The following is a 12,196-nucleotide window of genomic DNA, read 5'->3' on the forward strand; positions in this document are numbered from 1 at the left end:
GAGACTTATTTTACTTTTGTTCACGAAATAGCCCATTTATTCATGAAAACGTATCAATATATTGTTTATATTCTCTTACTCAACAGCGTAGCTGGCTTTGCCCAGCGTAATTCGAACCCACCGGCCCCGGGCTTTGATCTCGCCGGCTCTGACCCGCGCGCCGTTCAGATTGCCGATCAGGTCATGAACGCGATGGGAGGTCGGAAAGCCTGGGACAATACGCATTTGATTGCCTGGAATTTCTTCGGTAGCCGACGATTGATCTGGGACAAATGGTCGGGTAATGTCCGGATCGATAACCTGAAAGACGATCAGACGGTGATTCTGAACGTCAACAATGACAAAGGCCGGGTATTCCGGAACGGGAAGGAAGTAGATGAGCCCGATTCGGTGGCGAAATACCTGAAGCAGGGAAAAGGAGCCTGGATCAACGATTCCTATTGGCTCGTGATGCCGTTTAAACTAAAGGATTCGGGCGTAACGCTCAAGTACGCAGGCGAAGAAAAAACAGCCGATGCCAAACTGGCCGACAAGCTGCAGCTAACCTTCAAAGGCGTTGGCAACACACCCGACAACAAGTATTATATCTGGGTCGACAAGCAGACGCACCTGGTTTCGCAGTGGGCGTATTTTCCGAAATACACCGACGAAACGCCCCGCTTTACTCTGCCGTGGGCTGATTACCAGAAACGGGGCAAAATTCTGCTGTCGGGCGAACGGGGCGAACGCGACCTGACTGATATTATGGTCTTTACGGGTCTGCCGGGCGAAGTCTTTACCGATTTTACCCGGCCCGATCTGAACCGCTATCCGCAGGCCGATCAAGATTAATTCCTTGCAACCATCAGCTTAGAAAAGCTGTTTTCCACGTATGGAAACACCTGCGTTATCATCACCCACCACGTACCCGTCGACCGGCGGCCCTGCTGCGGCATCGGCCCAGCCTGGCCGCACTGGCGTTCTCATCGTAAACCTCGGTACGCCCGACAGCCCGTCTGTGCCCGACGTTCGCAAATACCTGCGGGAGTTTCTGATGGACGGCCGGGTTATCGACATTCCGGCGGTTCCGCGTTTCCTGCTCGTCAACGGCGTCATTGCGCCGTTCAGAGCCCCCAAATCGGCTAAAACGTACCGTCAGCTCTGGACCGAGACCGGTTCTCCACTCAAGTACTACGGGCAGGTCATTGAACGCGAGCTACAGCGCGAGCTCGGCGACGCCTACGTAGTAAAGCTGGCGATGCGGTACCAGAACCCGAGCATCGATGCCGGTCTGGCCGAATTTCAGCGGCTGGGCCTTACCGAAATCGTTGTGATTCCGTTCTTTCCGCAATACGCTTCGGCTACCACCGGCTCGGTATACGAGAAGGTCATGGACGTGCTGAAAACCTGGCAGGTGATGCCGCAGCTTCGGTTCGTCAACCGGTTTCTGGAGCATCCCAAGTTTATCGAAGGCTTCGTTCAACTCGGTCGTAAGCACATGGCCGAGCATGACTATGATCACTTTGTGTTCAGCTACCACGGCCTGCCCGAACGCCAGATCCGCAAAGGCGACGTAACGAAAGACGTTTGCCGGCTGGGCGATTGCTGCTCGTCCCTGCACGCCCTCAACCAGCATTGTTACAGGGCGCAGTGTTTCGAAACCACCCGTCGACTGGTGCGTGAACTGGGCATTCCGGACGGTAAACACACGACCTGCTTTCAGTCGCGCCTGGGTAAAGATCCGTGGATTCAGCCCTATACCGAGGATGTGGTTAAAGAACTCGCGGCCAAAGGTGTCAAACGCGTACTGGCGTTTTCGCCTGCGTTCGTAGCCGACTGCCTCGAAACCACCATTGAGGTAGGTGAAGAATACAAAGAATTGTTCGAACAGAACGGTGGCCAGCACTGGCAGCTGGTCGAAAGCCTCAACGACAGCTCCCTCTGGGTTGAAACGCTGGTCGATCTGGTCAAAACCCGCTGATGGTTTTGCCGGACTGGGCGCCTAACAAAAATGATGCTTGATACAAAAGACCGGGGTCGCCCCGGTCTTTTTTGTTTCCTACGTCCGGTCCGCTACGTTTCGACCGTTTGGCTCAATGCCTTATCTATTAGCTTGCTATGGGTGCTACGTGGTACTTTTCGCGCCTTCAGTCAAATTTTTGTTACCGTTTATTCCATAATACAAAAAAAACATACCGGAAAATAAACAACTGGATTAATTATTGATAAAAGCCTAGGAAACCCATCCAGTATCGATTGTAAAAATTTTATCTGGCAAGCCACATGCGATTTCTTTCGTTGCCTATTCAGCGCATACGCCGGTATGCTATGCTGTCTCTGACTACCCTCATGGCCGTCAGCCTGTCGGCGGCCTCAGACCCACCGGCCAATACGCCACCTGGAAAGTATGCTTCCAAGCCGTATGTTTCGCTGCTCCGATCGCCGGGGAATCCGCTTATCCGCATTCCGCTGGCAGCCAACGACCCGATCCGGTTTAGTCTCACGGTCAACAAACCAACGGTTCGGTTAGGGGAGGAAGTTGAGCTGACCATTACGGCCGAACTGCTGAACGTATCACCTAACCTCATGTTTTTCTTTCCCGGCTCCAACGCCTTCAGCCTTAAGCTGTTGCTGCCGCCGGGTTTCCAGCAGACCGGGGGTACTTACGTCGACTACGTTGGCGACGAACTGACGTACCCAGCCAAACCAACCGTAACCTACCGACTCAAAGGCCACTTCACATCGGTAACAGCCGGTTCTGGCTTCCGGCTGCTACGCAGTCAGCGGCAGGCCGGCGACCAAAGCCAGTTTGTGGAGAAAGCCCGGCTTCAAACGGAACCGTTTACAGGCAGTCAGCCCCTACCCCGTCGACAACCTGCTGTGCTCTACGTTCTGACCCCGTCGGAAGGCTCGTCGGCGAATGCCCGTACGGCCGCATCCAATGTCAGCTACCGGGGGTTCTTTGAGTTTGCGCACTGTGATATCATTGGTGGCTGGGCCATGAACGACAATGCCCGCCGGCGGTCAACCAGCGTCGACATCTTCATTGATAATCAGAAAGTAGCCACCGTCCCGGCTGATCAGATCCGGCAGGACGTAGCCGATGCGTTCGACGTTCGGGATTACAACCGCTATGGTTTTCGGTGGGAAATGCCGGCCAAATACAGAAACAACCGAGCCATGCGAATCTCGGCCCGCTTCAGCGGCACCGATACGGAACTGACCCTCAGTCCCCGCACCACCGACGTTTGCCAGGGTTCGGGGCCCGTAACTCCGCCGGTCAGTCCGCCGGAAACAGAAACGCCGGTTACGCCCCCGGCCAATGCCCGCTACCGGGGTTTCCTGGACTGGGCGTCCTGCGAGCGCATTACGGGCTGGGTCATGAACGAAGGCACCCGGAATCAGTCGGCCAGCATTGACATTTTCATTAATGATCAGAAAGCCGCGACAATACTAGCCGATCAGCAGCGGCCGGACGTAGCGGCTGCGTTTGGCGTGAAAGGGTTTGACAAGTTCGGTTATAACTGGACGATTCCCGACCGCTATAAAAGAAATGGCCGGTTAACAATTACGGTCAAAGGTGCCGGCTCAACCCAGGAATTGACCAACAGTCCCCGTACGACCGCGGTATGTGAGAGCACCACTCCGGTGCAGGACAGTTGCCGGTTTATGGTCGCGGCCAGTTCCGTTACGGCTACCTGTGGCAGCGCCGTTACCTTAACGGCTGCTTGTCAGGGTGAGGACTGCAACGCCGTAAGCTACACCTGGACCGGCAACGGCATCACTAAAACTGGCGCTTCCATTAGCGTTGATGCACCGTCGACCAATGGCGCTTACTCCTACACGGTGACGGCCAGTCGCCCCGGTTGCGCGACGCAGACGGCGGTTTCGACCGTCACGGTCAACGGCTGTGTAACGACACCGCCCCCAGTCAGGGACAGCTGCCGGTTTACGGTCTCAGCCAGTTCCGTTACGGCTACCTGTGGCAGCACCGTTACCTTAACGGCTGCTTGTCAGGGCGAGGACTGCAACGCCGTAAGCTACGCCTGGAGCGGTAATGGGGTGAACAAAACCGGCTCAACTGTCAGCATTGATGCGCCGTCGACCAATGGCACGTACTCTTATACGGTGACGGCCAGCCGTTCGGGCTGTGCCACGCAGACGGCCGTTTCGAGCGTCACGGTCAGCGGCTGTGTAACGACACCGCCACCGGTCAGGGACAGTTGTCGGTTTACGGTCGCGGCCAGTTCGGTAACAGCCACCTGCGGCAGCGCCGTTACCTTAACGGCCGCTTGTCAGGGCGAGGACTGCGGAGCCGTTACATACAACTGGACCGGTAACGGCATCACTAAAACTGGCGCTTCCATTAGCGTTGATGCACCGTCGACCAATGGCGCTTACTCCTACACGGTGACGGCCAGTCGCCCCGGTTGCGCGACGCAGACGGCGGTTTCGACCGTCACGGTCAGCGGCTGTGTAACGACACCGCCCCCAGTCAGGGACAGCTGCCGGTTTACGGTCTCAGCGAGTTCCGTTACGGCTACCTGCGGCAGCGCCGTTACCTTGACGGCTGCCTGCCAGGGTGAGGACTGCAACGCCGTAAGCTACGCCTGGGCCGGTAACGGGGTGAACAAAACCGGTTCGGTCATCAATTTCAACGCTCCTTTAGCCGACGGTACGTATTTCTACACCGTAACGGCCACTCGAAACGGCTGCGCGACCAAGACAGATACTGCAACCATTTCAGTCAACGGCTGCACCCCGCCATCCAACGAGGAGTATCCTATTCTAAACAGCCCTTATCCGGCCGATAAACGCCCTGTTTTGCAAAACGAGCGGGTTCGGGTAGCCATCGATCTGGGTGTTGGGGGCGTAATCCGCGAAGTAACCGACCTGGAAGTCGGCGAAAATATGATCAACTGCATGGTCAAATCCGACGGCGTACGCGATCCGGGCCGCGATGATCAGATTTCGCTGTATAGCCTCCCGGGCGACAATACGGGCTGGAAACAAGGCAAAGGGCCACTCCTTCAGGACATCGGCTACAACCCCGTACAGGGTGGAGATCTTGCCGGCAACTTCTCTCCGATTCTGGGCTACGGACGTACTGACAAGATGTTGTATTCGAAAACACGGGGACTGCACTGGGGGTTGAACAACGAACTGGGCGACTACATTGTGGAGCAGTGGATTCGGCTTGATGGCAACATTGTCCGGCGGCACGTCCGCATCACCGGCGACCGAAAAGATGAGACCCGGTACAGCGACGCCCGTCAGCAGGAATTACCGTGCACGTACACCAACAGCGCCTACTATCAGTACTACGTCGTGCAAGCAGATCCGTATACCAACGGCGAACTGATCAACGTCAATGCCCTGTCCAACATCGGCGGCACGCAGGAAAGCCTGAGTCAGCACAACAACCGGCCGGTTTCGGGTCCCTACGACATCGATGCCTCGGAACCGTGGATTGTTGCCGTCCGGCCCAGCAACAACCGGGGTCTGGCGCTGCATACACCGTTTTCGCATGAATTCAGAGCCGGCCTGTTCGGAGAGATCGGCTGGGGACCGGCCGAGTCGAGTAACGCAGGGTACATTGCCAACGGTATTACGATGATTCTCGACCGGAACGGGGTGTATGAGTTCGATATTAACATGGTGGTCGGTACGCTCCCCGAAATCCGTTCCATCATCAATACGTTGCCGCGCTCGGAAACAAAGCCCAACTACGTATTTGCGGGCCAGGGCAAACGACACGGCTTTTTCTACCGTAAAGGCTACGACCAGGGTTACCCCGTCGGGGATGAACTGATCGTTACACCCACCGACAAGCGGTTCCGGATCAATTCGCCAACGAAAGGATACCGAACCAGTGAATTCAAAACGGTCTACGTCCGGATGCGGGCCAGAACGCGCGAAACTCAGATGGTTTTCGACTGGCGCAAAGTAGGGCAAACCGAACTGCAGGCCGCTCAGGCCGGTCAGCAGGTGACGTTCACCATCACCGGCGATAACCAATACCGGACCATCGCCATTCCGGTTGGCAATCACCCGGAGTGGAACGGTACGATTGCAGAATTCGGCATCAAGTACGTCAACCCGACCGAAACGCCCGTCTACAATCAGGAATTTGGGATTAAATGGTTGTCGGCTGACAATCTGGGCAATGAATAGGAATACAACCTGATACGTAAAAGCGGCACCGGGCGGTGCCGCTTTTTTTTGTCCACAAAAAAGCCGGACAGGCTTGCTGTTCGGCTTTCAAATAGGAGCTGATTGCTACGCTTAGACCGATGCAGCCTTGTCAGGTTGCTCCAGCATCGGTACAATGATGGTATTCATACGCTCGCGGACAAAACTCTCCTGGAGGTACGACGGCAGCTTGCTGACCAGTTGGCGGTAGCCGTCCAGTCCGAGCGCCTTGGCAATGTATACTTCATGGACTGAGTTGACATGCGACACGATGCTCACCAGGCTCTGGTGGAAGAGCTTGACATCGATCTCCGAATCCACGAACCGCTCGATTTCGCGGTTGGTCGACGAAATACGCAGACGACTCAGCATATCAAAAAACGTAGTGTAGCCGATCTGGCGGGCTAGTTGCTTGTACTGCTCCACGCTGAACTTCTGCAGAATCTCACCCGTCCGCGGGCTGCGCAGCGCCGTTTTGGGGTTGTTCTGAATCGCATTGCGCAGGGCCTTCACACGCTGGTCACGGGTGGTTTTCAGAAACTGCGCCAGTTCAAGCTGAGCCGAGTTCTCCCGCGATGGTAACGTCAGATCAGACCGACCGGCCGTCAGCTTGAAGTTAGCCATCGGCAGGCGCTGAATGCGGTAATTATTGATCGGACCAAGCGCATAGTAGCCGATGGAAGCCGGGTAGTACCCCCGAACGACCATGTTGCCGATCCGCTTGCGAATCAGTTCCTCGTTGCTGACGTTGATACCCTGCACGGCCAGAAACGCCCGGGCGCTGAACAACGCACTGTAATACGCCTGCGGAAAGGTCCAGTGCAGCGAACTTTGCAGATACTGCTCGTCGTTCACAACGGGCGTAATCCGCAGGGCGTACTCAGCGCTCCAGCTATTCAATAGTAATTTCTCCAGTGCCTTCCGTTGCTCATCGGTCACGCGCCCCCCAAACTGTTGAAAAATGGGAAACTTCGCTACGTCGAACAGGTCGTTCTGGTACTGGATATGATAATCCATTGCAAAAAAATGGTTCAGAAACACCTGTGCCGGAATTGATTTCCGCCAGTTTTCGTCCATCGGCATAGTGCCCGACGAAGCCGGCGCGAGAGGTGCCTTAGGGTCTACGGAATGCATCGTCACGTTGGTTGTTTGTCTCATACTTTACTAACAAAAGGCACGTTCCAATCGTTCGTTTTTGAGCATTATTTTCACTATGTAACTCTAATGATTATCAACTACTTAACAACTACTTTTACTAATCATGAATTACCATTTTTTCGTTTGTTTTTCTTAGCGTAACGAACCTGTTTCTAGCGGGAAGCACGTACTTTTGAGGCTTGGTTCAGCGTTGCAGATAAATGATCAAATACATTCGGAAAGCAGTCGTTTCAATCAGTTGTTTCTTGTGCTTTATGCTGGTTCTGCCAGCGGGGGTTTGCGGCCAGTCCCGACCCATGTCGACGAGTACGTCGGATGTGGCTTCTCTGGAAGGTAATGTCGTTGATGCTGACACCCGGCAGCCGATTCCGGGTGCGACCATCCTGGCCCGCACCGAATCCGGCAAGGTAAGTGGCGAACAGACCGTCCCAGCCGATGGCGCGTTTCATTTTACCCTCGATCCAAAACAGACCTACGTACTGGTGACCAAAGCCAGCGGCTACCAGCCAGCCGAAGAGCGCCTGGCCTTTACGTCGAGCTATACCAACCGGCTTTACGGCAAGCTGATCCGGCTAAAACGAACCGATACCCCCACCCCTGCTACCCAACCAGCAACTTCGCGGCAGGAAAACGCACCCCGCCCAACGCCCCCTGCCCAAACGGCCGGTGCCGCCACGGCGACCAATACCGCGACCGTGGCTACCCGCCCAACGCCCCCACCACCGCTGGTGGCCAAAACCGGCGAAACTACCCAGCTCCGCGCCATCCAGTTTGTGCAGAGCAAGCCGGATTTGCTACCCGAAGCCCAGCCCGCCCTGGAGCAGCTGCTGGCCTTCATGCAGAACAACCCGACTGTTGAAATTGAGCTATCCGGCCACACAGATAACCAAGGTAATTTTGACAAGAATATGGCGCTGTCGAAGGAGCGCGTGGACGTAGTGAAGAAGTTTCTGGTGAAGAACGGCATCAAAGCCCGCCGTATTTCGACAAAAGGCTATGGCCCAACACGTCCCATTGCCAGCAACAACAGCGAGGAAACCCGGCGGCTGAATCGGCGGGTCGAAATGACGGTGCTGAAACAGTAGCTTTCGGCAGAAACTGACAACAATGCAAACACCAGTGGGTTTTAACGTATGAGCCAAAGCACAGGCTTTAACAACTCAACGTGTTTGCCGTTATGAAGAATCGCCCCAATACTAACCCGAAAACGCCCGGAAAACCGGCATTCCCCCTCGACGAAACCGACGAACCGATCGGCGATGTCCTGGACGAGAACACAACCCTCGACGTGATCATCAGCCCAACCGGTTACGTCACCGAATTATCGGATACGGTCGATGCGATGGACGGAGCCGCTGTGGAAGTGATTGACATCGTGAACCAGGCCGACGGTACCGACATCGAACTGACAATTATTGAAGAACCGACCGACCAGCCCGGCATCGACAGCGTGGACCGCTTCGTTGAAATTAAGGGCATTGGTCCTAAAGTAGCCGAACTGCTGAGTCAGGCGGGCATCCGGAGTTTTGCTCAACTCGCCGAAACGCCGGTCGAACGGATCCGCGACATTCTGTCGGCGGCCGGTTCCCGCTACCGGATTTTCGACGCGGCTACGTGGCCCGAGCAGGCCCGGCAATTGGCTCAGCGCAAAACCGATGGGGTGAGCAGGTCTGTGGAGTAAATCTGTGCTTATTGCCGCCCCAGCCATAACCCACCGATCACCAGTCCCGTACCGATAAGGGTATAAAGCGTGATGGGCTCGCCCAGCAACAGGTACGAGTACACAAAGCCGAAAATCGGGCACAGAAACAGCCAGAGCGACGCCCGGACGGGGTCTTTCCGAATGAGGAAAAACCACAGTTGCAGCGCCCCGACCGATACCGGAATAATCAACCAGAAGACCGACAGCCAGAAACGCTCATCGTAGTGTGCGTCATTGAAGTCGGCCGTCAGCACCGTGAGGGGCAGGAGTAAAATCCCGCCCAGCAGCACCTGCCAGCCGTTAATTACCAGGCTCGGCAACTGCCACGATACCCGGGCGTAGTAGACCGTTGCGGCTGAAACAGAGATCATGCCAAACAGCAGAATAAGCAGCCCTTCGACGGTAGCGTGAGCCTCTTCCAGCAATGGGTATGTAGCCACGGCGACGCCCAGCAAGCCAAGGGCCAGGCCCGTAGCTTCGAACCAGCGTAGGGGCCGCTTCAACCAGACCGCCGACAGCAACGTAATGAACAGCGGATTGGTGGCCGTCGATAAGCTGCCAATACCGGCTGAGACTTGTTTTAACGCCAGTACGAAGGCCCCGAGGTAGATGGTTGTGTTGAGCAGGGCAAAGATGGTCAGGTGCCGCCACTCGGCCCCTTTCGGCCAGGCGCTACGTTCCTGCTGAACACCGGTTCGCTGGATACCGTAGGCCCAGACGAGCATTCCGGTTCCGGCGATGAAGAAACGGACGTTGGCCAGGATCAGCGGATGCACCGACTGCACGCCGAACTTGGTAGCAGCCGAAGCCGACGCCCACAACATGGCAAAAAGAAGCCCGGGGAGAAGTTGTCGCACTGGCTTTTTACAAGTTACGCATTAGCAGCACAGTGAAGACAGATTAAAACTGACGCGCGCGTCAGATGCGGATAAGCCTCCAAAATGTCATGTATCATTTCACCGTGCCCCATTCGCTCCACAACTGGCTCTACAGTTGTCCGAGTTCTCTTCATGACCGTACTGTTTTCGGCAAATATACGTTCAAAACCCAATCCGGCCTTTGCGGCCCTTTCCGCTCTGGCCGGCTACCCACTGCTTCATTTCGTCGATCTCTTTCTCGTAGCCACCCGACAGAATTGGAAAGCGCATCCACGAGCGCGGATCGAGGTTATGATCGTCCAGGTGGAACGAGGGCGCGTACCGTTCACGCTTCCACTGGTTGCGGCTCCAGAGCTTAAAGAACCGCTCTACCCAGATCATCAGTTTCTCGCGGTCGTACACCCCGGCAAACCGGACTTCCAGCCACTTGAGCACTTCGACCGGCGGCTGCTTGTCTCGAATCCCCGCCGATTCGATAGCGTTCAGTACGTCGTACGGCATCAGGTCGTCTTCGTCGGTCTGCTTCTTGTCCAGCGGCCGTAGCTCGGCAGTTGGCTGCAGGTTGTTGACCCGATGCAGCCCTTCAATCCTGATGGCCGTTTCGGGCGACGGCGTCGATGCGATGTTCAGCCCGGTGGTTTCGAGCCAGCGCAGCCAACCCCGCAGAAAATGTTTGTCGATGCCCGTAATCGGCGAAATACTGCCCGCTGTGTCGCCATCCATGGTGGCATAGCCCACGGCCGCTTCGGAGCGGTTCGACGTACTGAGCAGCAATGCATTTTTGAGGTTGGCCAGCATCCAGACGCCCGGAGCCCGCACCCGGGCCTGGATGTTCTGCAGGGCCAGATCGTCGGTTTCCCAGGTCAGCGTCCGGCCGATCTGCTGTTCGATCAGGCTCGTGTACGTCTCGACCAGACCGTTGATGTTGATGTTAAGAAACGTCGCCCCGATGCTCTCGGCCAGTTCTTTCGCCGACAGGAACGTATCTTCCGACGAGTTTTCGGTGCCCTGGTAGATCACCGTCAGCAATTTGCCGACCATCTCCTCCGACGACTGACAATCCTGCAAGGCCGGTATATAGCTTAGTTTCTTTTTGACCCCATCCAGCCCCAGGTTCTCGACGGCCATCCGGATCATCAGGAACACGGTTGCGGCAATGGACGAAGAGTCGGCCCCACCACTGAGCGACAGTACGTAGCCCTGCGAGCGGCTTTTGCGCAGGTAGTCGAACAGCCCAAGCGCCACGGCCCGGGCAAACTCCTCTTCTTTGAGGAAGCCGGTGCGTTCCCAGGATTCCAGCTGGTTCTGGTGCATGACCGGAGCGATTTCGGGCCAGTCGAACGTACCGGGCACGCGCAGGTTTGGGTAAGCCAGCGCGATGTTGGCCCGGTTCTGCACCTGATTCAGGCGGGTGTTGTCTATGTCGATCACCGCCGACACGATCAGATGGTCTTCGTAACTTAGCCGCGGCCCCGACACCAGCAGTTCGCCGTTGGAGGCCACCATGGCGTCGCCGTCGTAGATGGCCCGGCCTGCTTCGTTGCCCAGCATGTTGGTGTACACGTAGCTGACGCCAAACGACCGCGACGCATCAATCACGAACCGCTCCCGCGTCTGCGACTTCAGGAACGAGAAATGGCTGGCGCTGGGGTTCATGATGATGTCGACGCCCCGTTCGTAGAGCGTCCGGCCGGGGCGGTTGGCGATCCAGGCATCTTCGCAGATTTCGAAGCCAATCCGGACTGCACCGGCGGCCCCACCCGACAGCTCATACACAATATCCCCGAACGGGTAGGTAAACTCCCCGACTTTGATTTCGTCGCGCACAAAGATCGGCCACGGCTGAAACCAGCGCGCTTCGTAGTGAATGCCGTTGTTGGCCAGGTACTGCTTGGCCGTAAAGCCCAGAATCCGCTTGTTGGCCACCAGCGCCACCACGTCGAACGTGCGGTTGTTGTGGCGCATGGGCAGACCGACCGCTACAGCAATGTCGTTGGTGTATTCAACAATGTCGAGCAGCGAAGCAATGGACTGATCCATTGTGTTCTGCGCAAAAAAGGCGTCCTCGCAGCCGTAGCCCGAAATGCAGAACTCGGGCAGGCACAGCAGACTAACGTTCTGCTTTTTGGCGTCCTCAATGGCGTTGATGATGTTTTGCTTATTATGGTCCCAGGCCAAAGGCGTCTGGTTCAGTACTCCGGCGGCAACTTTGAGTAATTTCATTCGGTGCAATGAGCGAAAGAGTGACCGGGTCGCCGATGCGATGAGCGAAAGAGCGTTACCCTGC

At 56.2% G+C, this 12,196-nt stretch carries 9 protein-coding genes; 5 read left to right on the forward strand and 4 right to left on the reverse strand.

Annotated features, from left to right (window positions below; translation table 11 throughout):
* Positions 1 to 42 precede the first annotated feature (42 nt).
* From DYU11_RS20670 to DYU11_RS20680, 3 genes are all read left to right on the forward strand, one after another.
* The gene (locus tag DYU11_RS20670) at positions 43 to 831 is read left to right on the forward strand and encodes a hypothetical protein (protein ID WP_119669628.1); all 789 of its coding nucleotides are present in this window, start codon (positions 43 to 45) and stop codon (positions 829 to 831) included.
* 40 nt (positions 832 to 871) lie between these two features.
* Positions 872 to 1,960 (forward strand): ferrochelatase, encoded by a 1,089-nt coding sequence (hemH, locus tag DYU11_RS20675; protein WP_119669629.1) that lies wholly within the window; start codon positions 872 to 874, stop codon positions 1,958 to 1,960.
* Positions 1,961 to 2,262: 302 nt separating this feature from the next.
* Positions 2,263 to 6,153, forward strand: coding sequence for a hypothetical protein (locus DYU11_RS20680; RefSeq protein WP_147367985.1), 3,891 nt, complete (start codon positions 2,263 to 2,265; stop codon positions 6,151 to 6,153).
* A 111-nt stretch (positions 6,154 to 6,264) separates the two neighbouring features.
* Here DYU11_RS20680 and DYU11_RS20685 read toward each other — a convergent pair whose 3' ends face one another.
* Positions 6,265 to 7,329, reverse strand: coding sequence for a hypothetical protein (locus DYU11_RS20685; RefSeq protein ID WP_199736753.1), 1,065 nt, complete (start codon positions 7,327 to 7,329; stop codon positions 6,265 to 6,267).
* Between the two features lie 254 nt (positions 7,330 to 7,583).
* On the opposite strand from DYU11_RS20685, the gene DYU11_RS20690 reads away from it, so the two are divergent.
* Positions 7,584 to 8,414, forward strand: a complete 831-nt coding sequence (locus DYU11_RS20690; RefSeq protein ID WP_229365963.1) for an OmpA family protein — start codon at positions 7,584 to 7,586, stop codon at positions 8,412 to 8,414.
* 92 nt (positions 8,415 to 8,506) lie between these two features.
* Positions 8,507 to 9,010: a helix-hairpin-helix domain-containing protein gene (locus tag DYU11_RS20695; RefSeq protein WP_119669633.1), complete on the forward strand. Its 504-nt coding sequence runs from the start codon at positions 8,507 to 8,509 to the stop codon at positions 9,008 to 9,010.
* A gap of 8 nt (positions 9,011 to 9,018) precedes the next feature.
* Here DYU11_RS20695 and DYU11_RS20700 read toward each other — a convergent pair whose 3' ends face one another.
* Genes DYU11_RS20700 through nadE form a run of 3 tightly spaced genes read right to left on the reverse strand, consistent with a single transcriptional unit; the run spans position 9,019 to position 12,132 of the window.
* Positions 9,019 to 9,888, reverse strand: coding sequence for a DMT family transporter (locus DYU11_RS20700; RefSeq protein ID WP_229365964.1), 870 nt, complete (start codon positions 9,886 to 9,888; stop codon positions 9,019 to 9,021).
* A gap of 14 nt (positions 9,889 to 9,902) precedes the next feature.
* Positions 9,903 to 10,043, reverse strand: a complete 141-nt coding sequence (locus DYU11_RS33970) for a DUF433 domain-containing protein (protein ID WP_119669635.1) — start codon at positions 10,041 to 10,043, stop codon at positions 9,903 to 9,905.
* 28 nt (positions 10,044 to 10,071) lie between these two features.
* Positions 10,072 to 12,132, reverse strand: coding sequence for an NAD(+) synthase (gene nadE / locus DYU11_RS20710; protein ID WP_119669636.1), 2,061 nt, complete (start codon positions 12,130 to 12,132; stop codon positions 10,072 to 10,074).
* Positions 12,133 to 12,196: the final 64 nt, after the last annotated feature.

Origin of the sequence: Fibrisoma montanum (assembly GCF_003583365.1) — a bacterium.
GTDB lineage: Bacteria > Bacteroidota > Bacteroidia > Cytophagales > Spirosomataceae > Fibrisoma > Fibrisoma montanum.

Excerpts from the sequence above, each read along its gene's own strand:
- DYU11_RS33970 (WP_119669635.1), bottom strand. The coding sequence starts at position 10,043 with ATGAAGAGAACTCGGACAACTGTAGAGCCAGTTGTGGAGCGAATGGGG.
- DYU11_RS20670 (WP_119669628.1), top strand. The coding sequence starts at position 43 with ATGAAAACGTATCAATATATTGTTTATATTCTCTTACTCAACAGCGTA.
- nadE (WP_119669636.1), bottom strand. The coding sequence starts at position 12,132 with ATGAAATTACTCAAAGTTGCCGCCGGAGTACTGAACCAGACGCCTTTG.
- DYU11_RS20680 (WP_147367985.1), top strand. The coding sequence starts at position 2,263 with ATGCGATTTCTTTCGTTGCCTATTCAGCGCATACGCCGGTATGCTATG.
- DYU11_RS20690 (WP_229365963.1), top strand. The coding sequence starts at position 7,584 with ATGCTGGTTCTGCCAGCGGGGGTTTGCGGCCAGTCCCGACCCATGTCG.
- DYU11_RS20685 (WP_199736753.1), bottom strand. The coding sequence starts at position 7,329 with ATGAGACAAACAACCAACGTGACGATGCATTCCGTAGACCCTAAGGCA.
- hemH (WP_119669629.1), top strand. The coding sequence starts at position 872 with ATGGAAACACCTGCGTTATCATCACCCACCACGTACCCGTCGACCGGC.
- DYU11_RS20695 (WP_119669633.1), top strand. The coding sequence starts at position 8,507 with ATGAAGAATCGCCCCAATACTAACCCGAAAACGCCCGGAAAACCGGCA.